We start from the raw sequence: 25,354 nt of genomic DNA on the forward strand, positions 1-25,354 counted from the left end.
GGCTGGCTCCCACGGTTGGGTGGGAGCCAGCCTGCTGGCGATGAGTCCATCACAGGCTAGGCAAAAGCTTCGCCGATACCAGCTCGTTCAAGCAACGCGAAGCCAGCAACTCGCTCGCAGCGTTGATGTCCGGCGCAAAGAAACGGTCCTTCTCATAGAACGGCACTTCGTTACGCAGAATCGCCCGGGCCTTTTCCAGTTTCGGCGAGCTCTTCAGGCCGTTGCGCAAGTCCAGGCCCTGCACTGCCGCCAGCCATTCAACGGCGAGAATCCCACGGGTGTTCTCGGCCATTTCCCACAGACGCTTGCCAGCCGCAGGAGCCATCGATACGTGGTCTTCCTGGTTGGCGGACGTCGGCAGGCTGTCCACCGAATGCGGATGGGACAGCGCCTTGTTTTCGCTGGCCAGTGCCGCGGCGGTCACCTGGGCGATCATGAAGCCGGAGTTCACGCCACCGTTAGCCACCAGGAACGGCGGCAGTTGCGACATGTGCTTGTCCATCATCAGCGAGATACGGCGCTCGCTCAGGGAGCCGATTTCAGCGATGGCCAGGGCCATGTTGTCAGCAGCCATGGCCACCGGTTCGGCGTGGAAGTTACCGCCGGAGATCACGTCGCCTTCAGCGGCAAATACCAGCGGGTTGTCGGAAACGGCGTTGGCTTCGACGGCCAGCACTTCGGCGGCCTGACGGAACTGGGTCAGGCACGCGCCCATGACTTGCGGCTGGCAGCGCAGGGAGTACGGGTCCTGGACCTTTTCGCAGTTTTCATGAGAGTCGGAGACTTCACTGCGCTCGCCCAGCAGGTCGCGGTAAGCGGCAGCGGCGTCGATCTGGCCTTTCTGGCCACGGGCAGCATGGATACGTGCGTCGAACGGCGAACGCGAGCCCAATACCGCTTCAACGGTCAGGCCACCCAGTGCCAAGGCACCGGCGAACAGGTCTTCGCCTTCGAACAGGCCACGCAGGGCAAACGCGGTGGAAACCTGAGTGCCGTTGAGCAGCGCCAGGCCTTCTTTCGCCGCCAGGGTCAGCGGGGTCAGACCAGCAACTTTCAGCGCTTCGGTGGCTTCCATCCACTCGCCCTTGTAGCGAGCCTTGCCTTCACCCAGCAGCACCAGCGACATGTGGGCCAGAGGCGCCAGGTCACCGGAGGCACCGACCGAACCTTTCAGCGGGATGTGCGGATAAACCTCGGCGTTGATCAGGGCGATCAGCGCATCGATCACTACCCGGCGGATACCGGAGAAACCACGGCTCAGGCTGTTGACCTTGAGCACCATGATCAGGCGCACCAGGTCGTCGCTGATTGGCTGGCCGACACCGGCTGCATGGGACAGCACCAGCGAGCGCTGCAGGTTTTCCAGGTCTTCGCTGGCGATGCGGGTCGAGGCCAGCAGGCCGAAACCGGTGTTGATGCCGTAGGCGGTGCGGTTCTCGGCGAGAATCTGTTCCACGCAGGCAACGCTGGCTTCGATCTGGGCCGTGGCGCTGTTGTCGAGGGTCAGTTTCACCGGCTGCAGATAGACATCACGCAGTTGGGCAAGGGTCAGTTGGCCAGGGATCAAATTAAGCGCAGTCACATTCATTCTCCTTTTGAGAGTTTTTATTAACTAACCAGACGCTCCGGAGATGTCCGTTGTCCGTCGCTTCCCACCTTTTGGGGGGCTGGCGCCTTGGCACGCTGGCTTATTTAGAAATCAGTTCAGGTTCGGCAACGCCTTGCGCAGCAAATTCGGTTCTTTCAAAACCCCAGCAGCGGCAGCGATGTCCGGCGCCAGCCAACGGTCCTGATCGTAAGCCGGGACGCGCTGACGCAGCAGACGCCACGCCGCATCGGTGCCAGCGCCGAAACGCTGTTCTTTCAGGAACTCGAACGCCTGGGCTGCCAGCAGGTACTCGATGGCGAGGATCTGTGTGCAGTTTTCCAGGGCACGATGCAGCTTCAGCGCGGCGTTGGTGCCCAGGCTCAGGTGATCTTCCTGCAGGCCAGAGGTGACGTAGTTGTCGAGTACCGCCGGTTGCGCCAGTTGGCGGTTTTCCGCACACAACGAGGCAGCGACGTATTGCACGATCATCATCCCGGAGTTCACGCCCGGGTTGGCCACCAGAAACGCCGGCAGACCGCTGACATGCGGGTTGATCAAACGGTCGAGACGACGCTCGGCGATGGAGCCGATTTCGGCCATGGCGATGGCCAGCAGGTCTGCCGCCAGCGCCACGGACTGGCCGTGCGGGTTAGCCTGGGAAACGACGCGGTAGTTGTCCGCGGTGCCCAGCACCAGCGGGTTGTCGGTGGCGCTGTTGAGTTCGGTTTCGATCTGCCGGGTCGCGTGCAGCAACTGGTCGCGAGCAGCACCGTGCACCTGCGGAATCGATCGAATGCTCAAGGCATCCTGTGTGCGAATGCCCTTGCTCTGGGCAATCACTTCGCTGCCGTCGAGCAACGCACGCAGGTTGATGCCGACCTGCTGCATGCCCGGGTGCGGCTTGAGCGCGATGATTTCGGCATCGAACGCGTCGATCTGCCCGCGCTGGGCCTCGAAGCTCATGGCACCGATCACGTCGGCCCATTCCAGCAGGTGCGTGGCATCGGCAATAGCCAGGCAGCTCAGGCCGGTCATGCAGGGCGTACCGTTGACCAGGCACAGACCATCCTTGGCGCCAAGCTTGACCGGTTGCAGCCCTTCTTCGGCCAAGGCCTGCTGCGCGCAAATGATCTGCCCGCGATAGCTGACATTGCCGACACCCAGCAATGCGATACCGATGTGGGCCATGTGGGTCAGGTAGCCCACGGAGCCCTGGGAGGGCACTTGCGGGGTGATGCCACGGTTGAGCAACGCCAGCAGCGCCTCGACTACCTGACGGTGCAGGCCGGATTTGCCGTGGCTGTAGTTGACGACGGCGGCGCACATGATCGAGCGGGTCTGCTCGTTGCTCAGCGGCGCGCCGACGCCACAGGCGTGGCTGAGCAAGGTGTTGCGCGACAACTGGCTGAGCTGCTCGTCCTGCAGCGAAACGTTGCACAGTGCGCCCAGCCCGGTGTTGATGCCGTAGGCGCGCTCGCCGCTGCTGACGATGCGCTGGACGATGGCCTGGGCGTTTTCAATCCGCGCCCAGATCGGCGCCGACAGCTCGAGTTGCGCGCCATGACGGGCGACGGCGACCACGTCCTGCCAGGTGACCTGCTTCTCGGTGATAACGATTTTTTCAGCCTGGGACATCTTCAACCTCATCCAAATATTGATGCAGCTTCACCGCCGCCTTCGCTGGCAAGCCAGCTCCTACAGGGGATTGCGTACACCTTGTAGGAGCTGGCTTGCCAGCGAAGAGGCCAGCACATTCACCGCAAATCTTTAAACCACCGCTGCCCGACGCTGCACAAAGCGGTCGACATACTCATCCGCCGGCGAATGCAGGATCTCTTTCGGCGTGCCGACCTGGATCAGGCGGCCATCCTTGAGAATCGCGATGCGGTTGCCGATGCGCACGGCCTCGTCGAGGTCGTGGGTGATGAAGACGATGGTCTTGTGCAGGGTCTTTTGCAGTTCCAGCAACTGGTCCTGCATCTCGGCGCGAATCAGCGGGTCGAGGGCACTGAAGGCTTCGTCCATCAGGATGATGTCGGTGTCCGCCGCCAACGCACGGGCCAGGCCCACACGCTGGCGCATGCCGCCGGAAAGCTGGTGCGGGTATTTGTTTTCGTAGCCCTTGAGGCCCACGGTGTTGATCCAGTGCAGCGCGCGCTCGGCGCACATCTGCTTGCTCTCGCCGCGGATCTTCAAGCCGTAGGCGACGTTGTCCAGCACGCTCTTGTGCGGCAACAGGCCGAAGCTCTGGAACACCATGCTGATCTTGCGACGACGAAATTCGCGCAAGGCTTCCATGTCGTATTGCAGGATGTCCACGCCGTCCACCAGGATCGCGCCGCTGGTCGGGTCGATCAGGCGGTTGAAGTGGCGCACCAGGGTGGATTTGCCGGAACCCGACAGGCCCATGATCACGAAGATCTCGCCGCTGCCGATGCTCAGGGACAAATCGTTCACGCCGACCACGCAGCCGGTTTCAGCCAGCACCTGATCCTTGGTCTTGCCCTGGCCGACCATGGCCAGCGCTTCCTTGGAACGGTTGCCGAAAATCTTGAAGACGTTCTTGACTTCGATCTTGCTCACGGTTGCGTTGTTCATTTGCTCACCTCATGCCGTGCACGACCGTACGCCTGTGTAATGCGGTCGATCACGACGGCCAGAATCACGATCGCCAGACCGGCTTCGAGGCCGCGTCCGACGTTGAGGGTCTGAATCCCCACCAGCACGTCTTCGCCCAGGCCACGGGCACCGATCATCGAGGCGATCACCACCATCGACAGGGCCATCATGGTGGTCTGGTTGATCCCGGCCATGATGCTCGGCAGGGCCAGCGGCAATTGCACGCCGAACAGTTGCTGCCAACGGTTGGCACCGAAGGCGTTGATCGCTTCCATCACCTCGCCGTCAACCTGGCGAATCCCCAGGTCGGTCAGGCGGATCAGCGGTGGCGCCGCGTAGATCACGGTGGCGAAGATCGCCGGGACCTTGCCCAGGCCGAACAGCATCAGTACCGGGATCAGGTACACGAAGCTCGGCATGGTCTGCATGATGTCCAGCAACGGCATCAGCACCGAACGCAGGCGATTGCTGCGGGCCGAGAGAATGCCCAGCGGCACGCCGATCAGCACCGAGATGACCGTGGCCACCATCATCAGCGCCAGGGTCTGCATCAGCTTGTCCCAGAGGCCGACCGCGCCCACCAGGAACAGCAGGCCGACGATCACGGCGGTGGTCACGACCTTGCGGGTCGCGTGCCAGGCCACGCCCGCCACGATGGCCAGCATCAGCCACCAGGGCGCTGCGCGCAGCAGGCTTTCGAGATTGACGATGGCCCACAACAGGGTGTCGGAGATGTGCCGGAACACGTCGCCGTAGTTGGTGACCAGCGAATCGACCCAACCGTTGACCCAGTCGGCGATGGAAAAGGTAAAGCTTTCGGGAAACATAAGAGACTCTCAATCAAGGGGTTGCGATCAAGCATCCGACTGCCGTCGTCGGCAGCCGGAGAAGCCCAACCTACAAGGCCGCGTCGATTTTCTTGGCTGCGTCTTCGCTCACCCATGCGTGCCAGACTTCAGGATGTTCCTTCAAGAAGATCTTGGCCAGTTTTGGCGACTCGATCCGCTCTTTGGTCATGCGGGCCAGGTTCTGGTTCAGCAGGTCGATTGGCACGTTGACCTTTTCCAGCACGGCCACCAGTTCCGGCGCTTCGTCGTGGAAGGTCTTGGACAGGCCGACCTTGATGGTCACGGTCTTGTTCACGCCTGGTTTCTCTTCCAGCTTCACCACGTCGACCTGGCCCATCAGCGGCGTCGGCGACCAGTAGTAGAACAGGATCGGCTCGCCACGCTTGTAGCTCGACAGCACGGCGGCATCGAGTGCCGGGCCGGTGCCTGGGCGGAAGTTGGTGTAGGTGCTTTCCAGGCCGTAGCTTTTCAGCATTTCGCTGTTGTCCAGCTCACAGGTCCAGCCGGCCGGGCAGTTGTAGAAACGCCCTTTGGAGGGTTCTTCGGCGTCCTTGAACACCGCCGCATATTTGCCCAGGTCGGCAATATTCTTCAGGTCCGGGGTCTTGGCTTCCAGCTTACGCTTGGCATCGCCTTCGATCACATAGCGCGGCACGTACCAGCCTTCGACCGCGCCGACGACCGGAGCACCGACACCGACGACCTTGCCGGCCTTCTCGGCCTTGTTCCAGACCTCGCTGCGGCCCACCCACTCTTCGGCAAACACCTGGATGTCGTTGCTGCCCAGGGCGTTTTCCATGGTGATGGAGTTGCCTGGCAGGCTGTCGGTCTTGCAGTCGTAGCCTTTTTCCAGAACCAGTTGCATCACGTCGGTCAGCAACATGGCGCTTTCCCAGTTCAGGCCGGCGAATTTCACCGGTTTGCCAGACTCGCACCAGCCCGCTGCCTGAGAGGCGCCGGCGCTGGCCAGCAGGCCCATGGATAGCAATGTGGTCAGCAGGGTCTTGTTCGATTTCATTGTAGTGACGCTCCTAATCATGAATTGGCTTACGGCAGTCAAGAGGCATCCAGCCCTGTCCACGTCCAATCAGGCCTGCGCCGCAGCGCGACCGACAGTCTGCTTTTGTTCTGTGACCACGTCCTGCTCGACCGGCAGGATCAAATGATCGGGCACTGAGCCGTGCCATTTTTTCGCACACAGGTAATACAGGGCTGCGGGAACCACCAGGCCGATGATCCAGGAAATATCCACATCGCCCAGGGCCGCCACCAGCGGACCGGTGTAGAACTTGGTGGAGATGAACGGCAGCTGCACCAGCACACCGAAAACATAGACGCTGATACCGAGGGCGTTCCAACGGCCATAGCGACCGTTCGGATCGGACAGCGCCGGCACGTCATAGCGCTCGCGGGTGATGCAGTAGTAGTCCACCAGGTTGATCGCGCTCCATGGCGTAAAGAACGCCAGCAGGAACAGGATGAAGGACTTGAACGCACCGAGGAACGAGTGCTGGCCAAGCAACGCCATCAGGGTCGCAGCACCGACGATGACCAGCACGAAGAGTAGGCGCTGCAAGCGCGATACTTTCAGGTCACCTTGGAAGCCGCTGATGATGGTCGCAATGCACATGAAGCTGCCGTAGGAGTTCAGCGTGGAAATGGTGACCTTGCCGAACGCGATGCTGAAGTACAGCAGCGCAGCGGTGGCACCGGTACCACCCAGGCCAACGATGTAGGCCACTTCGTGGCCGGCGAATTGGCCGTTGGCCGATGCGGCGGCAAACACGCCGAGGACCATCGCCACCTGTGCACCAATCACCGAACCTGCGCCTGCGGCGAAAAAGGTTTTCACCGAGGAAACCTTGCTCGGCAGGTAGCGAGAGTAGTCAGCCACATAAGGGCCGAAGGCGATCTGCCAGGATGCCGCGAGCGACACCGCGAGCAGGAAACTGCTCCAGCTGAAGTGGCGGATCTGCAACAGCGCGCCAACATCAACCTGGCTGATCAGACGGCTGAACAGATACACAAAGGCAATCACGCCAATGACACTGGCAACACGGCCGATCCAATGGATCACTCGGTAACCGAGCACCGTGACCAGCACGATGACACTGGCGAAAAGAAGGATACCGACGGTGTCGCTGACGCCAAACAACTGGCCCAGCGCCTGGCCGGAAAGCACGGTCCCCGTTGCGGTGAAGCCCAGGTACATCAGGCACACCAGCACGATCGGGATCGCCGCGCCATACACGCCGAACTGCACACGGCTGGAGATCATCTGCGGCAGGCCCAGCTTGGGCCCTTGCGCCGCATGCAGCGCCATGACGCCGCCACCGATCAGTTGGCCGATCAACAGACCGATCAACGACCAGAACACATCACCGCCGAGCACCACGGCCAGGGCCCCGGTGACAATCGCGGTGATTTGCAGGTTGGCACCCATCCACAGGGTGAACTGGCTAAACAGACGACCGTGTCTTTCCGCCTCCGGGATGTAGTCGATCGAGCGCTTCTCGATCAACGGTTTGTTGCCTGCACGTTCGCTGCTGACAGCCATGATTCAACCTCTGTGGATTGTTATTCTGGGTTGGTGATCCCCTGTAGGAGCGAGCTTGCTCGCGAAGGCATCTTTCCTGACACACCTGGGTGCGTCATTCGCTGGCAAGCCAGCTCCTACAGGTTTGCGTCGGCCAAGGCCGGTTTTTTATTTACCGGTAATCATCGGCAGGTTCAGCCCCTGCTCCCTGGCGCAGTCGATCGCGATCTGGTAACCGGCATCCGCATGTCGCATCACGCCGGTCGCCGGGTCGTTGTGCAACACGCGAGCGATACGCTCGGCCGCTTCATCGGTACCGTCGCAGACAATCACCATGCCCGAGTGCTGGGAGAAGCCCATGCCGACGCCGCCGCCGTGGTGCAGGGACACCCAGGTCGCGCCGCTGGCGGTGTTGAGCAGGGCGTTGAGCAGTGGCCAGTCGGAGACGGCGTCGGAACCGTCCTGCATCGATTCGGTTTCGCGGTTCGGGCTCGCTACGGAACCTGAGTCCAAATGGTCGCGACCGATCACGATTGGCGCGGACAGCTCGCCGCTGCGCACCATTTCGTTGAACGCCAGGCCGAGCTTGGCGCGCAGGCCCAGGCCAACCCAGCAGATACGTGCCGGCAGCCCCTGGAAGCTGATGCGCTCGCGGGCCATGTCCAGCCAGTTGTGCAGGTGGGCGTCGTCCGGGATCAGTTCCTTGACCTTGGCGTCGGTCTTGTAGATGTCTTCGGCGTTACCCGACAGCGCCGCCCAGCGGAACGGACCGATGCCACGGCAGAACAGTGGGCGGATGTAGGCTGGTACGAAGCCCGGGAAGTCGAATGCGTTTTCCACGCCTTCTTCTTGCGCCATCTGGCGGATGTTGTTGCCGTAGTCGAAGGTCGGTACGCCCATTTTCTGGAAGTCCAACATCGCTTTGACGTGCACGGCCATCGATTGCTTGGCGGCCTTGATCACGGCAGCAGGTTCGGTCAGGGCGCGAGCGCGGTACTGCTCCCAGGTCCAGCCGGCTGGCAGGTAGCCGTTGAGCGGGTCGTGGGCGCTGGTCTGGTCGGTGACCATGTCCGGGCGCACACCGCGCTTGACCAGTTCCGGCAGGATTTCTGCCGCGTTGCCCAGCAGGGCGATGGAGATCGCCTTGCCTTCAGCGGTGTACTTGGCGATGCGGGCCAGCGCGTCGTCGAGATCTTTGGCTTGCTCGTCGACATAGCGGCTTTTCAGGCGGAAATCGATGCTGACCTGCTGGCATTCGATGTTCAGCGAGCAGGCACCGGCCAGGGTTGCTGCCAGAGGCTGCGCGCCGCCCATGCCACCCAGGCCTGCGGTCAGTACCCACTTGCCTTTGAGGTCATCGTTGTAGTGCTGGCGACCGGCTTCGACGAAGGTTTCGTAGGTGCCCTGGACGATGCCCTGGCTGCCGATGTAGATCCAGCTGCCGGCGGTCATCTGGCCGTACATGGCCAGGCCCTTGGCGTCGAGTTCGTTGAAGTGCTCCCAGCTCGCCCAGTGCGGTACCAGGTTGGAGTTGGCGATCAGTACACGCGGGGCGTTGGCGTGGGTCTTGAACACGCCGACCGGCTTGCCGGATTGCACCAGCAGGGTCTCGTCGTCGTTCAGGTGGGTCAGGCTTTCGACGATCTTGTCGTAGCACTCCCAATTACGGGCCGCACGACCGATACCACCGTAAACCACCAGTTCTTTAGGGTTCTCGGCGACTTCAGGGTCGAGGTTGTTCATCAGCATGCGCAGCGGCGCTTCGGTCAGCCAGCTCTTGGCGGTCAGCTTGTTACCGCGGGCAGCGCGGATTTCAACGTCACGAAATTTAGTCACGAAAAGAACTCCTCAGCAATCAATCCAAAAACCAACCCAGGCAGTGGGCGAGCAAGCCAATGGGCATCAGTGCACACCGGCAAATCAGTGGACGATGGTTGAGTCCTCGTGACTCATACGCATACGTCTTTACTTGTACATACAAGCATATGCAATCAAGCGGCCAACTTGTTGGATGAGCATTCAAGAAAAATTCTGAAAGGGCTGGAGAGCGCCTGGAATAAGGGTTCTGGCGTGGATGAAATTTTTCTGGGGGGATTTTTGTGGCGAGGGGATTTTGTTACTTAGGCGAGGTTTTGCGCCACGCTGGGGCGTTCGGTAACAAAGTGGTGCGCTGTGGGAAACGTAATCCGAGAGGGGAAACGACATCGCGAGCAAGCTCTCCCCCCTGTAGGAGCGAGCTTGCTCGCGATGGTCTTGAACGATAACGCGTAAAACCAGATGCTCCGCGGCGTCCTTGGTTTTTTCGCGAGCAAGCTCGCTCCTGCAAGGGGATCAGCGCGTTGTCAGTTCGATCACGCAGCAGGCGCTATTGCTGGATACTTCCAGCAGCCCGGCGTTACCGTCGAGCTGCAGACAATCATGCCGACCAAGCTGCGAGACGGTGTTACCGGTCTTCACTTCCAGCGCATCACTGACACTGAACACCAGCACAGTCCCAGCCTCGCTGAAAAACCGCTGCTCACCGCTCAACCACTGCAACCGCGCCGCGTAACGTTGCGGCGCATAAATGAGGTTGAAATCGCGAATCGGCCCACCCAGCAATGTGCAGGACACCTTGCTTTCACCACTGAAGGCAAACGGGTCCAGCGGTAACAGTGGCCGAGCGCCCTGGCCATCCACCGTCAGGGTCATGCCGTCACCCTGCAAAACGGTGATCACCCGCTCGTAACCGGCAAAGGTGGAAAACCCGCCCGACTCGCCGATATCGGCAATCGACAAGCGCCAGCCGAACCCATCCAGGCCGGTACCGGCATCGCGGGTAATTTCTTCGGTGCTGCCGCCGCCGTTCTTCCACGGCATGCGCGGGTAATCTTTGGCGCGTAAAACTTTCAGATCATTCATTTGTGGAACCGACCTTCCAGACGATGACGGGAACCAGGGTGGATCAAGCGAGCGGCGGTCACCGGCTGACGACCAGACCAGGTGCGGCGACGGATCAGCAGGCACGGCTCGCCTTTTTCAATCTGCAGCAACTTGCATTCGGACGGCTCGGCCAGGATCGCCTCGACCACGTGCTCGCCTTCGGTCAGCGGCGCGACCTGGTTCAGGTAGGCGTAGGGCGTTTGCAGGGTGAAATCCTGCTTGAGGTACTCAGGCGCCACCAGCGCGTTGACGAAACGGTCTTCGATTTGCACCGGAATGTCGTTTTCGAAATGCACGATCAGCGAGTGGAAAACCTTCTGGCCTTCGCGCATGTCCAGCGCCAGGGCGCGTTCGGAGCCCGCAGCTTCCTCTTCAAGGGTGATCACCTTGCAGGTGTGGCGATGGCCACGGGAGGCGATTTCGTCGGCGATGTTGTGCACTTCGAACAGGGCGGACTGGCTCTTCGGCTCGGCAACGAAGGTGCCGACACCCTGCATGCGCACCAACAGACCGTCGGCGGTCATTTCGCGCAAGGCGCGGTTGATGGTCATGCGGCTGAAACCCAGCTGGCTGACCAGCTCGCTTTCCGACGGAACGCGGTAGTGCGGCGGCCAGTTACCGCTGTCGATTTGCTGGGTGATCATCTGTTTGACGCGAGCGTACAGGGGCGCCGGACTGTCGCCCATGTTCGCGGCCAACGGAGAGACTGGAGGCGGAGTCGGCACGGTTAATCCTTGGTCGTTTGGTTGATGTCGCTAGCTTGCCGGAGTTTACCGGGCAGGCAAACGTCTGTATATGTATATACAAATAACACACGATGGGGTGCTGAACCATGTCCGCCTTCTTTGCCGAACGCGCGCTGCTGCCTAACGGATGGGCCAACAATGTACGTCTTGAGGTCAGCGCCGACGGCGTCTTGACCCATATCCAGGCCGATTCTCATGCAGATGACGCCGAACGGTTGAGCGGTCCGCTGCTGCCGGGCATGCCGAATCTGCACTCCCACGCGTTCCAGCGGGCCATGGCCGGGCTGGCGGAAGTGGCAGGCAATCCGAACGACAGCTTCTGGACCTGGCGCGACTTGATGTATCGCCTCGTCGGAAAAATCAGCCCGGAGCAATTGGGCGTCATTGCCCGCCAGCTGTACATCGAAATGCTCAAGGCCGGTTACACCTCGGTGGCGGAATTTCACTATGTGCATCACGACATCGATGGCCAGCCTTACGCAGATCCAGCCGAACTGGCCCTGCGGATCAGCCAGGCGGCCAGTTCTGCGGGTATCGGTTTGACCCTGCTTCCCGTGCTCTACAGCCACGCCGGTTTCGGCGGTCAAACGCCAAATGACGGCCAGCGCCGTTTTATCAACAGCACTGAAAACTACCTCAAACTGCAATCGCGCCTGCAACCGTTGCTGGCGCAGCAACCGGCTCAGTCCCTGGGTTTGTGTTTCCACTCATTGCGCGCGGTCACGCCACAACAGATCAGCGAAGTGCTGGCGGCCAGCGACAAGCAATGCCCGGTGCACATCCACATTGCCGAGCAGCAGAAAGAAGTCGACGACTGCCTGAGCTGGAGCGGCCGTCGTCCACTGCAATGGCTGTACGAAAACGTCGAAGTCGACCAGCGCTGGTGCCTGGTGCACGCCACCCACGCCAACCCGGAAGAGGTCACGTCGATGGCCAAGAGTCGCGCCATCGCCGGCCTGTGCCTGACCACCGAAGCCAACCTCGGCGACGGGATTTTCCCGGCAGTGGATTTTCTCGCCCAGGGCGGGCGCATGGGCATCGGTTCCGACAGCCATGTGTCATTGAGCGTGGTGGAAGAGTTGCGCTGGCTGGAATACGGTCAGCGCCTGCGTGATCAACGGCGCAACCGCCTGTATGGCGCGGACCAGCCGATGGTCGGCCGCACGCTGTTTGATGCGGCGCTGGACGGCGGCGCCCAGGCACTCGGGCAACCGATCGGCGCACTGGAAGTCGGCAAGCGTGCCGATTGGCTGGTGCTGGACGGCAACGATCCGTACCTGGCGACCGCCAGTGGCGACGGGATTCTCAATCGTTGGTTGTTTGCCGGTGGCGATCGCCAGGTGCGCGATGTGCTGGTCAATGGCCAGTGGGTCGTGCGTGACGGGCGGCATGCCGGGGAAGAGGAAAGCAATCGCGCCTTCACCCAGGTCCTGCGCGATTTGCTCGGCTAAAAGCAAAAGATCGCAGCCTGCGGCAGCTCCTACATGGGCTTGATGTTTACCCTGTAGGAGCTGCCGCAGGCTGCGATCTTTTTAGTTCGAGGTCTTCGCCATCTGCGTATCCGACGCCCGCCAGATCAGCCGCGTGGTGTCATAACCCTGCTGACGCGCCTTGCTCAGCAATTCTTCACGCACTACGCCGTTGACGGTCGGGGTGCGCGACAACAGCCACAGGTAACGACGGCTCGGGTCGCCGACGATGGCGGTCTTGTAGTCATCGCTGACGTACAACACCCAGTATTGACCCTTCGCCACGCCCGGAATCAGCCTGGAAAACCAGGTATCGAACTCGACCCACAACTTGTCGCTCTTGCCTGGTACCTGCGGGTACGCCGTGCCCTTGACCTCTTCCCATTGCCACTGCGCCGTCAGGCAGCGATTCAACACCGCGACGTTACCGTCAGGCTTGAGCGTGTAATGGGCTTCGGATTGCGCGCAATCGCGCTGGAAGTACATCGGCATTCGCGCCAGCTCGTACCAAGTACCCTGGTAGCGCTTGAGATTGACACTGTTGACGGTCTTGGGCGCCAACGGATCCTGGCCAGAACTGGCACAGCCGGCCAACACCAGGCCGGCAAAAAGCATGATCAATAACCGCTTCATTGTTTTTCTCCCGTGGGCGCGTGGCCCCGGTTTACTTCAGGCCTTGGCCGGAAAACATCAACACTTTGTCACCGGCGAACTGCACGCTGATAAAGCTATTCTTGTCGCCCCATGTGCAACTGGACATGCCGAGCGCGCCTGAGCAATCGGCGGGTTTGCCCAACAGGGACTCAACCTCGGCCTTGGCCATTCCTGACGACAGCTTCGAGTAGTTTTCCTGGTTGACCTTGCTGCACGCAGCCAGCAACACGCAAAACGACAGCAGGGCGATGGATCGCAGCGACATGTAAAACTCCACGGACGAAGGGATTGGCATGACTGCCAAGCTGAACCTTAGAAGAGAAAACCCCTATCTGGTTCCCTGCCCGACGGGCTATTTGTCAGGCCACTCGTCTACCTTTGCGCGAATTATCAACCGCTTCGTATGGCTGTCGGGTATTTCGTCGTTTTTTGCTCAAAGTGCCTAATCTTTGGCGCCGCTCAGTCGACATACAAGCAACGCAAAGCCACGTCCGTGGCCTTTGCCCCCCTTTTGTCGACCCGATCTCCTGCGGTAGCCCATCCCATGACCAGAAACATGAAATTCAGCCACAAGATCCTGTTGGCTGCCGCCCTCGTGGTGGCCGTCGCATTCGCTTGTTTCATCCTGTTCAACGACTATCGCCAGCGCCAGACCTTGCGTAGCAGCACCGAAGCTTCGATGCAGGAACTGGGCAGCCTGACCACCAGCAACATCCAGACCTGGCTGGAAAGCCGCATGCAGTTGCTGCAATCAATGGCCCAGCAGGTCAGCGCCGACGGCAATGCCCCCGCCAGCCTGAAACGGGTCATCGACCTGCCCGCCTACACCGGCAACTTCCAGCTGAGTTACTTCGGTGGCACCGATGGCGTGATGTTCTCCGTCCCTGCGGGCAATCGCGCGTCAGACTACGACCCGCGCACCCGCGGCTGGTACAAAGCGGCCAACACCGCGCAACAGACCATCGTCACTGAACCCTACATCGCCGCCTCCTCTGGCAAACTGGTGATCACGGTGGCAACGCCGGTCCAGCGCCAGGGCCAGATGATCGGCGTTGCTGGCGCCGACATCGACCTGTCCAGCGTCAGTGCAATCATCAACTCGCTGAACTTCGGCGGCCACGGCCATGCCTTCATCGTGGGCGCCGACGGCAAGATCCTGATTCACCCGGACAGCAAATGGGTGCTCAAGAACCTGAGCGATGCTTACCCCAACGGTGCGCCGAAAGTCAGCCCGGGCATGAAAGAAGTCGAGATCGACGGCAAAAGCCAGTTCATCTCCTTCACCCACGTCAACGGTGTGCCATCGGCGGATTGGTACGTAGCGCTGGTGCTGGATCAGGACACCGCGTTCTCGATGCTGAGCGAATTCCGCACCTCGGCGATCATCGCCATGGTGATTGCAGTGCTGATCATCATCACCTTGCTGGGCATGCTGATCAGCTTCCTGATGCAGCCGCTGCTGACCATGGGCCGTGCCATGCACGACATCGCCGAAGGCGAAGGCGACCTGACCAAACGCCTGGCCATCCATGGCCATGACGAATTCGGCGCACTGGGGCTGTCGTTCAACCGTTTCGTCGAACGCATCCACACCTCGATCAGCGAAGTGTCTTCGGCCACGGGCCAGGTCAACGAAGTGGCCCTGCGCGTTGTCGCCGCCTCCAACTCGTCGATGTTCAACTCCGACCAGCAAGCCTCGCGCACCAGTAGTGTGGCTGCGGCGATCAACGAGCTCGGTGCCGCCGCCCAGGAAATCGCCCAGAACGCCGCCCTCGCCTCGCAGCATTCGAGCGATGCGCGCGCGTTGGCCGAAGAGGGTCAGCAGGTTGTGGATAAAACCATTTCGGCCATGCACCAGCTGTCGGCCAAGATCAGCGACTCGTGCGGCAACATCGAGACGCTCAACAGCAACACCGTCAACATCGGGCAGATTCTGGAAGTAATCACCAGCATCTCCCAGCAGACCAACCTGCTGGCGCTCAATGCGGCGATCGAAGCCGCTCGTGCCGGTGAGGCCGGACGTGGATTTGCGGTGGTTGCCGACGAAGTGCGCAACCTCGCCCACCGCACCCAGGACTCGGCACAGCAAGTGCAGAAGATGATCGAGGAACTGCAAGTCGGCGCCCGGGAAGCGGTCATCATCATGACCGACAGCCAGCGCCAGAGCGAAAACAGCGTCGGCATCGCCAACCAGGCTGGCGAGCGCCTGGGCAGCGTGACCCAGCGCATCGGCGAGATCGATGGCATGAACCAATCCGTGGCGACGGCGACGGAAGAGCAGACGGCCGTGGTGGAGTCGATCAACGTCGACATTACCGAGATCAATACGCTGAACCAGGAAGGCGTGGAGAACCTGCAGTCGACCTTGCGCGCGTGTGCCGATCTTGAGCAGCAGGCGGCGCGGCTTAAACAGTTGGTGGGTAGTTTCAGGATCTAAGTCACTATCACCGGCCCCTTCGCTGGCAAGCCAGCTCCTACAGTGATCGGCGGTGCAACAAAGATCCCTGTAGGAGCTGGCTTGCCAGCGAAGGCAACAGTCGATACCGGAAGAAATCGAGAAGCTGAATCTCAGCCAGTATCGACAGATCCTCTCAGGAATGAACAGAGCCATTTATGAGGTTCGCGAACAGACAGTCTTCGTCCATATCATTGCCGATACGCGAAAAAGTCTGTCAGCATTACTGATGAAGCGGCTGCTTCAAGACAATCCGTAGGCAGCGTTTAGAAGCGCGACCCGGGTTTCGAAAGAAACACCAATTCCTCAGCCGTACTCTCGCGCCCCAACACCGCATTGCGATGGGGAAACCGTCCAAACTGCGCAATCACCTTCTGATGCCGCTCGGCAAAATCCAGGTAATCGGCAAACAAGGCCCGATCAGTCTCAGGCTGCTGCGCCACCAGGTCGATGTAGCGCGAGACGCCTTCGTTCTGCACCGCGAGGTTCTCGCTGTGTTCGAACACCAGGTAGATGAACACTCGCTGAATGGGTGTTAACTGCCGATCAAAATCCGCGGCAATGCCTTGGGCGACCAGTTTCTGGGCCCGCAGGTCACCGGAAAAGGCTTTGGGGGAGTCGCGAAAGATCATGCGCGGGAGTTGATCGAGCAACAGCACCAGTGCCAGCCAACCTTCGGGACGTTGCATCCACTCGGTCAATCCGCCGGTCAGTGCCTGCTCGACCTGGGCCCCGAAACGCTCACGCGCCTCGAGGTCCTGGCTGTCACGCTTGCCGAACCACAACTTGCCCTTGTCAGCCGCGATTGCCCTGGCTGTTTCGGCTGTACCGAACCACCAATCGAGCAACGGCTGCCAGGGCGCGTCCATGGTTTATTCCTTGTGGTAGGCCGTCACGCGTGCGACTTCTTCTTTCGAGCCGAGGAACACCGCTACGCGCTGGTGCAGGCCTTCAGGCTGGATGTCGAGAATGCGCTGGTGGCCGTCGGTGGACGCGCCGCCCGCTTGTTCCACCAGGAACGACATCGGGTTAGCCTCGTACATCAGGCGCAGTTTGCCCGGCTTGGAGGGCTCGCGGCTGTCGCGTGGGTACATGAACAGACCGCCACGGGTCAGGATACGGTGCACGTCGGCCACCATCGCGGCGACCCAGCGCATGTTGTAGTTCTTTTTCAGCGGGCCTTCATCGCCTGCCAGCAATTCGCCGACATAGCGCTGAACCGGGGCTTCCCAGTGACGCTGGTTGGAGGCGTTGATGGCGAATTCCTGGGTGGCTTCAGGAATGGTGATGTTCTCGTGGGTCAGGACGAAACTGCCCATTTCACGGTCCAGGGTGAAACCTTTCACGCCGTCGCCCAGAGTCAGGATCAACATGGTCTGTGGACCGTAGATCGCGTAACCGGCGGCCACTTGCTGGGTGCCTGGCTGCAGGAAAGCCTTTTCATTCAAGGGCTCGTTCTGGCTCAGGTATTCGTTCGGGCAACGCAGTACCGAGAAGATGGTGCCGACCGGGGCGTTGATGTCGATGTTCGACGAACCGTCCAGCGGGTCGAATACCAGCAGGTAGGCGCCTTTCGGGTATTTGCCCGGGATCTGGTAGGCATTGTCCATTTCTTCGGACGCCATGCCGGCCAGGTGACCGCCCCATTCGTTGGCTTCGAGCAGGATCTCGTTGGAGATCACGTCGAGCTTCTTCTGCACTTCGCCCTGGACGTTTTCGGTGCCCATGCTGCCCAGAACGCCACCCAGGGCGCCTTTGGACACGGCGTGGTTGATCTCCTTGCAGGCACGCGCCACCACTTCGATCAGGAAGCGCAGATCGGCAGGAGTGTTGTTGCTGCGGGTCTGCTCAATCAAATAGCGACTCAAGGTAACGCGGGACATGGAAGGCTCCGGTGGAATGGGGGACTAAAAACCCGCGCAGTTTAACGCGAGTCGGGGCGCATTTCCTCCTATCAGACGTGATCGGCCGAAGAGAGTTCATGCGCGGGGTTCAGCGTAGTAGGAAATGGGATGAATGTGAGCCTTTGATGGGTCACAGGTTTCGCTATTTTTTGGCTGCTGGCAGACCGCATTCGCGAGCAAGCCCGCTCCCACATTTGATCTGTAGCGTACTCATTATCTATGTCATGAAGCAGATCCCGTGTGGGAGCGGGCTTGCTCGCGAACTGGCGCGCAGCGCCAGCCATTCTCAGGGATTGGCGGGCGGCTTGCGCAGCAGACTGAAGGCCATCGTCGCCAGAAACAAAACACTGAGCAGCAGCACCGCCCACAGGCCGAATTTCTTCCAGTCGGAGCCCGTCGATACCGGCCCTGTAGACACCGGGGTAACCGACACCCCGCCATCCACCGACGCCCGGCCCAACGTCGCCAGCTTTGCCGGGCTGTAATCGGGGATCAACGTCGACAACGGCAGACTCGCCGCCTTCACCGTCGCATTGCCCAGCACCAGCGTATAGGGCCCAGGTCCGCGCGCCAGAAACACCAATTGCGTCGCGCGCACGGCGAACTTCACCGTTGGCGCCTGCGCGCCGAGGCCACCGCCGCGCTCGTCCACCGTCAGTTTCAACAGCTGCACGGCCTGCCCCGGCAACTGCAATTCGTTTTGCACCACGTCCTCGCCACTCTGGTTCAGGCGATAAAGCAGGCCACTGCTCAACGGTTGCCACGGCAAGGTGCTGTCGCGACGCCCGGAAAGGATGACCGGCGCCAGGCTGTTGGGTTGGCTCAGTTCGATCTGCAAACGCTGGACGTTCAGCACCCTCGGCAGTTGCCAGGTGTATTCGCCCGCTTTCACGCTGCTGCCGGCCAACGCGTATGACCAGACCAACGGCAGCGGCAAGTTGCGCACACTTTGCAGTTGCGCCGATGTCAGTATCGGCGCCGATTGCGGCATATCCCACAGCAAACGCAGATAGCGTGCCGACTGCCCCGGGAGGCTGACCTCATGCTGCTCGACCCGCTCATCGGCAAACGTCAATCGCGCCAGTTGCCCCTCGCCCCACGACTGCCAATGCTGCAAATCGTCGCTGGCTTCGATGCTGAACCGCTGGAAGCCATCACGCTCACTGGTCCAGTCGAGAATCAGCTGCTGCAACGGGGCCTTGATGGCGCTGGCGTCCAGAAGCCAGCCACGCAAAGCTTCTTCGCCCACCTCCAGCTCAGTGGAGGGCTGCACCTGGACCAAAGTGCCATTGGCGCTCGATTGCACCTTAACGCTCGGGGCATGCCCGGTGGCGTCCGCCGAGTCGTACAGCGGGAACCATTTGACGTCGGTCAGCATGGGATCGTCGTCAGCTTGCGCGGTTGCCCGTGACAGGGCATAGGCTTGCGGTTCGCCAGCGGCGTTGAACACGCGCACATCACTGAGGTCGGTCTGCCGAGCGCTCAGTTGCACGGCCAGGGGCAGCTCAAGGCGATACCATGGACCTTCACCACTCACGGACAACGGCACTTGCGTGGCGAAGTCCGCCGGTGTTTCCTGAGCAGTAGCCGTCAGTACCACGCCCATTGCAACGACGCCCAACCAGACCAGGCTCAACTTCTGACTCAAGACGACACTCCTTCGGTTTGCGGTGCCGGTTTCTCGGTGTCCGCCACGGTTTCGACGCGCCTGGGCGGCAACGGGGCGAAATAGCCCACCACCAGTAGCAACACGCCAACGCCGATAAACGACACGATCCGCGCCAGCCCGCCACGGTTGCTCAATTCCACAAAGAACAGTTTCGCCACCACCACGCCGATCAGTGCCGCACCGATCAACCAGACTTCACGGCGATGACGCAAATGGCCGCCGATCATCAAACCCAGCGCCATCAGGGTCCAGACGATGGACAGGCCGGCCTGGACCAACATGGACTCGAGCAACGCGTCGAGCTCGAACGGCACACCGCCCCAATGGTGCGCCGCGCGCATCACCAGTGCGGTGAAAAATGCGAACAGGGACACGCCAGTGACCGCTTGCATGGCGTATGCGGCGTAGGCCTTGGGAATCGCCAGTTGCGTCAAGGCGCTACGCGACCACACGTAAACGCCGAACAGTGCGAACAACAAACCCAACTCCAGAGGGTTGATCAGCGGCACGTAAGGCAGCGGCTCGGCGGTGCCGTCACTGACGCTGTTAGCCAGCCAGAACCAGCCGAGCATCAACAGTGCCAACGGCGCGGCGGCATATACACGGTACTCGTGCGGATAAGCCGATACCGGCCAAGGCCAGGCACGCGGGGACGCCATCAACAACAGATACAAGCCCGGCAGAATCGCCCAACCCAACCAGCGCCAGGCGTTGTACTGCTCGGACAACTGCAGCAGGCCGTAACGCAGCTCCAGGGCCAGCACACCGATCAGCAACCAGCAACCGACTACATGCGCGGCACCCAGCGCGAGCGCCGGCAGCATCGGCGCCAGGCGCCGCAGGGAAATGAAATGCACCACAAACACCGTCGGCCACAGCAGCCAACCGAAATGGGCCGCCGGGTGATACCGCGAGTGCCAGGCCGCCAGCAACACCAGCGCGGCAGCGGGCATCAGCAAGGTGCAGAGCAGCCCGAGCGACGGCCATTTCAGGCGCAATGCCAACACCGCCCACAACGCAACACTCGTGGCCGCGACAGCCAGCAGTAATGTCGCTTGCAGCGTCAAGGGTGCAAAGCGCAGTACTTCGCTGAGCCACGCCAGCGCCCACCAACCCGCGCCCCACGCTAGCCCGACCTGGGACAAACGCTGCACGTTCAATCCGTCTGGCGCCTTGGTGGAGTTACCGAGCTGTAATCGCCAGGCTCCGACCAACGCAGACAGCCCCAACACCAGCGGCGCCCAGAATCCGCCATGGGCCAACGGCCGCAGCTCATCACTAAGGGGTGGCCCGGCCAACAGGAATAACCCACCTGCCAGCAGCTGTACGGCAACCGCGGTGAACAGGAACGTGCGTGATGGCAGGCGCAGGCCGACCCACAACGTCACCAATCCGGCCAATGCCCAACTGATCGTCGTGCCATGACTGAAGAAGAACAGCGGCGCCAGCAGATACAGGAACGTCAGGCCGAGACAGGCGAGCACCGGCAAGCCCTTGCGCTCCCACGCCTGCGTTTGCTCGGGCGACGCTTTGCGCAACTGGTAGAAACTGAACAGCAGCGCGCCGCCGAGCAACAACGCGCCCAAAGGCACGCCGCTGATCAGACTGGTTTCTGCGCGACCCAACTCGCTGAGAAATACCAGCGCCGCCCCCAGTTGCAGCAGCAACGCAAAAGCCCGGGCTACAGGTCGTTGCTGACGCAGGCCGAGCCAGCAGATGCCCGCGCCTTCCACCGCCCACGCGGCTGTGGTCCAGCGCGCATCGAACCCCAACGAAATCGCCAGGCTGGTGAAAATCACGCCCAGGGCCAGACAGGTTTCCCCCAGCAGCAACGCTCGACCAGGCATCAGCAGTCGTGCCAGGCCCATATAGATCAGGCCCAAGGCCAAGGCGCTGAACGCGGCGGCGAATTCCAGATGCTGAACCAGGGCGAACTGCAGCCCAAAGCCCACCAACGGCGGACCGAACAGCAGCGTGCCGTCGACGTAGTCACCCTTGCGTGCGGACCAGAGCAACAGCGCTTCACGGCCGTCATCCTCGGGCGCGTCGCTCATTTGCAGCAGTTTTCGCCGGGTGAACAACATGCCGATGGCCAGGTACATCACGAAGAACAGAATCAGGAACGGCTCGGTGCTCCACAGCAACTCTGGCGTATAAGAGCGCAAGCCCCAGGCGACCCCGACACTGAAGGTGCCGGTGAAGCCGATGACATTCAGCAAGCGCCAGGCCTTGAACCAGGCGATGACGAGGATGCCGGCGTTGAGCAAGGCGAAATAGCTGAACAGCGCGACGTGGCTGCCGGCACCCGTGGACACCAGCAGGGGCGCGGCGAATCCACCCAGCGCCGCGGCGGCAGCCAGGCCCAGGGCATCCTGGGTAATGGCGAGAATCGCCGAAAACACCGTCACCGCCACCAACAGGCCGAACGCTGCCGAGGGGTCGAGCAACGGATGCAGGCGCATGGCGGCAAATACTGTCAGGTACAGCACGGCGATGCCGGCGCCTTGCAAAATCAAGGCGTAAGCGCTGTTACGCGTTCGCAGCCACCAGCCGAGGCCGAGCAAGCCCAATGCAGCAGCCGCGACACCGGCGTAGCGCAACTCAATCGGTACCACGATTCCCTCGGTGGCGTAGCGCAGCAGGAAGGCCAGGCCGAGGAACAACAGCAGCACACCGACCCGCAGCACGGTATTGCCGCCCAACAGCCACGCACGTGTAGCGTTGATGGCGCGCTCGATGAGGTTGGGTTCAGAGGGCTTGGCGGGCGCTGATTTCCAGGCGTCGAAGGGCTGCGCTGTCGCGACCGGTTCAAGGTCAGGCGGCAGCTCCCAGATCAGCTCCGGGGTTTCGGCGGGGGCTTGAGCGACAACAATGTCGGGAGCTGGAACGGCTGCGCTGGATTCAGGCGCCTTGACCCCAGTGGATTCCAGCATGGCCAAGCGTTGCTCGACCGCCTGCAGTGCAAGTTGCGCCTGCTTAAATAGACGGCGTTGCTCGTTGGCCTGCGATCCCAGCCTGCCGATGTGAACGGCCTGGCCGATACCCAGTCCGAGCAGCGCGCCCAGCAACGCATCGCTGAACGACTCGTCGAGTATCCAGCCGAGCACCAGGCCCACAAGCATGAACATCCATTGCATGGTCGATATCCCTAAGCGCAATCCAGGAAGATTAGCGCAGCCAGCTCCAAAAAAGATCGCAGCCCCCGGCAACCCCTAGCTGTAGGAGCTGCCGAAGGCTGCGATCTTTTGCAGCCGTCAGTATATCGAACCGCTGGCAGCGTTACTCCAAGGCCTTCCAGATTTCCGTGGCGTACTCGCGAATCGTCCGGTCGGACGAAAACCAGCCCATGCGCGAGGTGTTCAACACCGCCGAGCGCCACCATTCCTGGGAATCGTGCCAAAGGGCTTCGACGCGCATTTGCGCATTCCAGTAGGAATCGAAATCGGCACAGACCAGGAAGCGGTCATACTCAACCAGCGAATCGATCAACCCGGTGTAACGGGACAGATCGTCCGGCGAGAACACCCCGCCGCGAATGGCTTGCAGCACATCGTTGAGTCGATGGGACCCGGCAATGTCCGGCACCGCGCTGAATTCGTGGTTCTGCTTGCGCGCTTCAACCTGCTGGGCGCTAAGACCAAAGATGAACATGTTCTCGACGCCGATACGCTCGGACATCTCCACGTTGGCACCGTCCAGCGTGCCGATGGTCAATGCACCGTTGAGGCCGAATTTCATGTTGCTGGTGCCCGAGGCCTCAAAGCCGGCGGTAGATATCTGCTCGGACAGGTCAGCGGCCGGAATGATGCTCTCCGCCAGGCTGACGTTGTAGTTGGGCAGGAACACGACCTTGAGCAACCCGCGTACGGTCGGGTCGTTGTTCACCACCCGGGCGATGTCGTTGGTCAGCTTGATGATCAGCTTGGCCTGGTGATAACTGGCCGCCGCTTTACCGGCGAAGATCTTCACCCGCGGTACCCAGTCGATTTCCGGTTCCGCACGGATCGCCTGGTACAACGCCACGGTGTGCATCAGGTTGAGCAGCTGGCGCTTGTATTCGTGAATCCGCTTGACCTGCACGTCGAACATCGCCGCCGGGTTGACCGCCACCCCCAAGCGTTCATGAATCAGGTAGGCCAGGGCCTTTTTGCTGTGCAAGCGCTGTTCGGCAAACGCCTTGCGGAACGCCGGCTTGTCGGCGAACGGCTGCAGCTCGAGCAAGCGCTCCTCGGGATTGTCCAGCAGGTCCGGGCCGAGGGCATCGACCAGCATCGAGGTCAGTTCCGGGTTGGCCTGGTACAGCCAGCGGCGGAACGTGATGCCGTTGGTCTTGTTGTTGATCCGCTGCGGATAGAGCTTGTGCAGCTCGGAGAACACCGTCTTGCGCATCAGTTGCGTGTGCAAGGCCGATACGCCGTTGACACTGTGGGAGCCGAGGAACGCCAGGTTGCCCATGCGCACGCGGCGGCCATTGTCTTCCTCGATCAGACTCACCGCGCGCAGCACGTCGAAATCGTGGATGCCCTTGGCCCGCAACGAGTCGATATGCTGGGCGTTGATCAGGTAAATGATCTGCATGTGCCGTGGCAGCATGCGCTCCATCAAGCCCACCGGCCAGGTTTCCAGCGCTTCGGGCAGCAAGGTGTGGTTAGTGTAGGACAGCGTGTCGACCGTGACCTGCCACGCCGCATCCCATGCCACGTCGTAGACATCGACCAATTGGCGCATCAACTCGGCCACGGCGATCGAGGGGTGGGTGTCGTTGAGCTGGATCGCCGCGTGATCGCCCAGGGTCAGCACCGAGGTGTGCATGTTGCGATGGCGACGCAGCAAATCCTGCAGGGACGCGGCGACGAAGAAGTATTCCTGGCGCAACCGCAGTTCCTGCCCGGCCTCGGTGCTGTCCGCCGGGTAGAGTACCCGCGAGATACTTTCGGCCCGGGCCACTTCGGCCACCGCACCCAGGTGGTCACCGGCATTGAAGCGTTCCAGGTGCAAATCCTCCATGGCCCGTGCGCGCCACAGCCGCAACGTGTTCACGCTCGCCCCGCGCCAACCGACCACCGGCGTGTCATAGGCAATGGCTCGCACGGTTTCCGCCGGGTGCCAGACCTGCTTGGACTTGCCGGCTTCATCGGTCACGGTCTCGACACCGCCGCCAAAGCCGATCGTGTAAACCACTTCCGGCCGCTCGAACTCCCAGGGGTTGCCGAAATCCAGCCAGTGTTCGGTCTGCTCCTGTTGCCAGCCGTCGACGACGGCCTGACGGAACAAGCCGTGTTCGTAACGAATGCCGTAACCGTGACCCGCGATGCCCAGGGTCGACATGCTTTCCATGAAGCACGCTGCCAGTCGCCCGAGGCCACCGTTACCCAAGGCCGCATCGGGCTCCAGCAAGCGAATGCGCTCAAGGTCGACGCCGAGTTCGGTCAGGGCTTCGCGCGCGACGTCGAGCAGGCCGAGATTGCTCAGGCTGTCGTAGAGCAGCCGGCCGATGAGGAATTCCAGGGAGAGGTAATAAACCCGCTTCTGTCCTTTGCGGTAGATCTGCCGAGTGTGGTCCATCCAGTGCTCGACCATGTGATCACGCGCCGCCAGGGCAATGGCTTCGAACCAGTCATGATCGAAGGCGTGATCCGGGTCTTTGCCCACCGCGTAGGTGAGTTTGGTCAAGACGGCGTCGCGGAATGCGGCCACCTCTGCTTCGCGAACAAGTGGTTCTTGAGTCATCGATAGGACCTCGAGCGAGCTTGGAATTGTCTGAGACTAGACGGTCTGACAGACGGTATAGACTCTGGTTCGGCAGTTTTTCCTGTTAATGCGCGTCAAGCCGGCAATACATTGTCATGTGCCTGAATCAATGCAGGGGCCGTGCCGGATTAACGGTGCAACTGGATGCTCGCGAAAAAAAACTGGCGAAAGGTTGTTCAAAAATCCACCAGTC

The 25,354-nt window shown here is 61.2% G+C and carries 18 protein-coding genes and 1 pseudogene; 3 read left to right on the forward strand and 16 right to left on the reverse strand.

All coding sequences use genetic code 11. The annotated features are described in order from the left end of the window. Positions 1-49 precede the first annotated feature (49 nt). The 9 genes from hutH (SOP95_RS05430) to hutC all read right to left on the reverse strand — a co-directional run bounded on the left by hutH (SOP95_RS05430) (position 50) and on the right by hutC (position 11,199). Positions 50-1,588: a histidine ammonia-lyase gene (gene hutH, locus SOP95_RS05430; RefSeq protein WP_323606499.1), complete on the reverse strand. Its 1,539-nt coding sequence runs from the start codon at positions 1,586-1,588 to the stop codon at positions 50-52. Between the two features lie 111 nt (positions 1,589-1,699). After that, on the reverse strand, positions 1,700-3,223 hold the full coding sequence (hutH, locus tag SOP95_RS05435; RefSeq protein ID WP_323606500.1) for a histidine ammonia-lyase: 1,524 nt from the start codon (positions 3,221-3,223) through the stop codon (positions 1,700-1,702). A gap of 132 nt (positions 3,224-3,355) precedes the next feature. Continuing rightward, positions 3,356-4,186, reverse strand: a complete 831-nt coding sequence (locus tag SOP95_RS05440) for a quaternary amine ABC transporter ATP-binding protein (RefSeq protein ID WP_052760638.1) — start codon at positions 4,184-4,186, stop codon at positions 3,356-3,358. Further along, positions 4,183-5,034 carry an ABC transporter permease gene (locus tag SOP95_RS05445; RefSeq protein WP_007989253.1) on the reverse strand — a complete coding sequence of 284 codons (852 nt, stop codon included), beginning with the start codon at positions 5,032-5,034 and terminating at the stop codon, positions 4,183-4,185. The genes SOP95_RS05440 and SOP95_RS05445 overlap by 4 nt, the downstream gene beginning before the upstream one ends. A 70-nt stretch (positions 5,035-5,104) precedes the next feature. Next, complete coding sequence (locus SOP95_RS05450) at positions 5,105-6,073, reverse strand: ABC transporter substrate-binding protein (protein ID WP_274076129.1); 969 nt, start codon at positions 6,071-6,073, stop codon at positions 5,105-5,107. A gap of 69 nt (positions 6,074-6,142) precedes the next feature. Beyond that, a complete protein-coding gene (locus SOP95_RS05455; RefSeq protein WP_274076130.1) occupies positions 6,143-7,612 on the reverse strand; it encodes a purine-cytosine permease family protein in 1,470 nt (489 codons plus the stop codon). A 147-nt stretch (positions 7,613-7,759) separates the two neighbouring features. Continuing rightward, complete coding sequence (gene hutU / locus SOP95_RS05460; RefSeq protein ID WP_323606501.1) at positions 7,760-9,427, reverse strand: urocanate hydratase; 1,668 nt, start codon at positions 9,425-9,427, stop codon at positions 7,760-7,762. Positions 9,428-9,922: 495 nt separating this feature from the next. Next, positions 9,923-10,492, reverse strand: a complete 570-nt coding sequence (locus SOP95_RS05465; RefSeq protein ID WP_323606502.1) for a HutD/Ves family protein — start codon at positions 10,490-10,492, stop codon at positions 9,923-9,925. Next, on the reverse strand, positions 10,489-11,199 hold the full coding sequence (gene hutC / locus SOP95_RS05470) for a histidine utilization repressor (RefSeq protein WP_170948611.1): 711 nt from the start codon (positions 11,197-11,199) through the stop codon (positions 10,489-10,491). The genes SOP95_RS05465 and hutC overlap by 4 nt, the downstream gene beginning before the upstream one ends. 146 nt (positions 11,200-11,345) lie before the next feature. On the opposite strand from hutC, the gene SOP95_RS05475 reads away from it, so the two are divergent. Further along, the gene (locus SOP95_RS05475) at positions 11,346-12,710 is read left to right on the forward strand and encodes a formimidoylglutamate deiminase (protein ID WP_274075171.1); all 1,365 of its coding nucleotides are present in this window, start codon (positions 11,346-11,348) and stop codon (positions 12,708-12,710) included. A gap of 81 nt (positions 12,711-12,791) precedes the next feature. On the opposite strand, the gene SOP95_RS05480 is transcribed toward SOP95_RS05475, so the two are convergent. Further along, positions 12,792-13,361 (reverse strand): lipocalin family protein, encoded by a 570-nt coding sequence (locus SOP95_RS05480; RefSeq protein ID WP_274075170.1) that lies wholly within the window; start codon positions 13,359-13,361, stop codon positions 12,792-12,794. Between the two features lie 31 nt (positions 13,362-13,392). Then, the gene (locus SOP95_RS05485) at positions 13,393-13,647 is read right to left on the reverse strand and encodes a lipoprotein (protein WP_046815262.1); all 255 of its coding nucleotides are present in this window, start codon (positions 13,645-13,647) and stop codon (positions 13,393-13,395) included. A 279-nt stretch (positions 13,648-13,926) separates the two neighbouring features. Between SOP95_RS05485 and SOP95_RS05490 the strand changes: the two genes are divergently transcribed. Both SOP95_RS05490 and SOP95_RS05495 read left to right on the forward strand, forming a co-directional pair. Then, complete coding sequence (locus SOP95_RS05490) at positions 13,927-15,819, forward strand: methyl-accepting chemotaxis protein (RefSeq protein WP_323606503.1); 1,893 nt, start codon at positions 13,927-13,929, stop codon at positions 15,817-15,819. A 100-nt stretch (positions 15,820-15,919) separates the two neighbouring features. Then, a pseudogene (locus tag SOP95_RS05495) lies at positions 15,920-16,096 on the forward strand (type II toxin-antitoxin system RelE/ParE family toxin); the annotation flags it as partial. 7 nt (positions 16,097-16,103) lie between these two features. On the opposite strand, the gene SOP95_RS05500 reads toward SOP95_RS05495, so the two are convergent. The 5 genes from SOP95_RS05500 to SOP95_RS05520 all read right to left on the reverse strand — a co-directional run bounded on the left by SOP95_RS05500 (position 16,104) and on the right by SOP95_RS05520 (position 25,140). Beyond that, a complete protein-coding gene (locus SOP95_RS05500) occupies positions 16,104-16,706 on the reverse strand; it encodes a DUF924 family protein (protein WP_274075168.1) in 603 nt (200 codons plus the stop codon). 3 nt (positions 16,707-16,709) lie between these two features. Beyond that, positions 16,710-17,720 (reverse strand): class 1 fructose-bisphosphatase, encoded by a 1,011-nt coding sequence (locus SOP95_RS05505; RefSeq protein WP_015093094.1) that lies wholly within the window; start codon positions 17,718-17,720, stop codon positions 16,710-16,712. A gap of 307 nt (positions 17,721-18,027) precedes the next feature. Then, on the reverse strand, positions 18,028-19,389 hold the full coding sequence (locus SOP95_RS05510; RefSeq protein WP_323606504.1) for a DUF3999 domain-containing protein: 1,362 nt from the start codon (positions 19,387-19,389) through the stop codon (positions 18,028-18,030). Further along, positions 19,386-22,547, reverse strand: coding sequence for a DUF2339 domain-containing protein (locus tag SOP95_RS05515; protein ID WP_323606505.1), 3,162 nt, complete (start codon positions 22,545-22,547; stop codon positions 19,386-19,388). Before SOP95_RS05515 ends, SOP95_RS05510 begins: the two co-directional genes overlap by 4 nt. Positions 22,548-22,689: 142 nt before the next feature. Next, positions 22,690-25,140, reverse strand: a complete 2,451-nt coding sequence (locus SOP95_RS05520) for a glycogen/starch/alpha-glucan phosphorylase (protein WP_274075165.1) — start codon at positions 25,138-25,140, stop codon at positions 22,690-22,692. Positions 25,141-25,354 lie beyond the last annotated feature (214 nt).

Source organism: Pseudomonas sp. YuFO8, assembly GCF_035065025.1.
GTDB lineage: Bacteria > Pseudomonadota > Gammaproteobacteria > Pseudomonadales > Pseudomonadaceae > Aquipseudomonas > Aquipseudomonas putida_AE.

What these genes read in the sequence shown, in the direction of transcription:
- hutH (WP_323606499.1), bottom strand. Translation starts at nt 1,588, where the DNA reads ATGAATGTGACTGCGCTTAATTTGATCCCTGGCCAACTGACCCTTGCC.
- hutH (WP_323606500.1), bottom strand. Translation starts at nt 3,223, where the DNA reads ATGTCCCAGGCTGAAAAAATCGTTATCACCGAGAAGCAGGTCACCTGG.
- SOP95_RS05440 (WP_052760638.1), bottom strand. Translation starts at nt 4,186, where the DNA reads ATGAACAACGCAACCGTGAGCAAGATCGAAGTCAAGAACGTCTTCAAG.
- SOP95_RS05445 (WP_007989253.1), bottom strand. Translation starts at nt 5,034, where the DNA reads ATGTTTCCCGAAAGCTTTACCTTTTCCATCGCCGACTGGGTCAACGGT.
- SOP95_RS05450 (WP_274076129.1), bottom strand. Translation starts at nt 6,073, where the DNA reads ATGAAATCGAACAAGACCCTGCTGACCACATTGCTATCCATGGGCCTG.
- SOP95_RS05455 (WP_274076130.1), bottom strand. Translation starts at nt 7,612, where the DNA reads ATGGCTGTCAGCAGCGAACGTGCAGGCAACAAACCGTTGATCGAGAAG.
- SOP95_RS05465 (WP_323606502.1), bottom strand. Translation starts at nt 10,492, where the DNA reads ATGAATGATCTGAAAGTTTTACGCGCCAAAGATTACCCGCGCATGCCG.
- hutC (WP_170948611.1), bottom strand. Translation starts at nt 11,199, where the DNA reads ATGGGCGACAGTCCGGCGCCCCTGTACGCTCGCGTCAAACAGATGATC.
- SOP95_RS05475 (WP_274075171.1), top strand. Translation starts at nt 11,346, where the DNA reads ATGTCCGCCTTCTTTGCCGAACGCGCGCTGCTGCCTAACGGATGGGCC.
- SOP95_RS05480 (WP_274075170.1), bottom strand. Translation starts at nt 13,361, where the DNA reads ATGAAGCGGTTATTGATCATGCTTTTTGCCGGCCTGGTGTTGGCCGGC.
- SOP95_RS05485 (WP_046815262.1), bottom strand. Translation starts at nt 13,647, where the DNA reads ATGTCGCTGCGATCCATCGCCCTGCTGTCGTTTTGCGTGTTGCTGGCT.
- SOP95_RS05490 (WP_323606503.1), top strand. Translation starts at nt 13,927, where the DNA reads ATGACCAGAAACATGAAATTCAGCCACAAGATCCTGTTGGCTGCCGCC.
- SOP95_RS05500 (WP_274075168.1), bottom strand. Translation starts at nt 16,706, where the DNA reads ATGGACGCGCCCTGGCAGCCGTTGCTCGATTGGTGGTTCGGTACAGCC.
- SOP95_RS05505 (WP_015093094.1), bottom strand. Translation starts at nt 17,720, where the DNA reads ATGTCCCGCGTTACCTTGAGTCGCTATTTGATTGAGCAGACCCGCAGC.
- SOP95_RS05515 (WP_323606505.1), bottom strand. Translation starts at nt 22,547, where the DNA reads ATGCAATGGATGTTCATGCTTGTGGGCCTGGTGCTCGGCTGGATACTC.
- SOP95_RS05520 (WP_274075165.1), bottom strand. Translation starts at nt 25,140, where the DNA reads ATGACTCAAGAACCACTTGTTCGCGAAGCAGAGGTGGCCGCATTCCGC.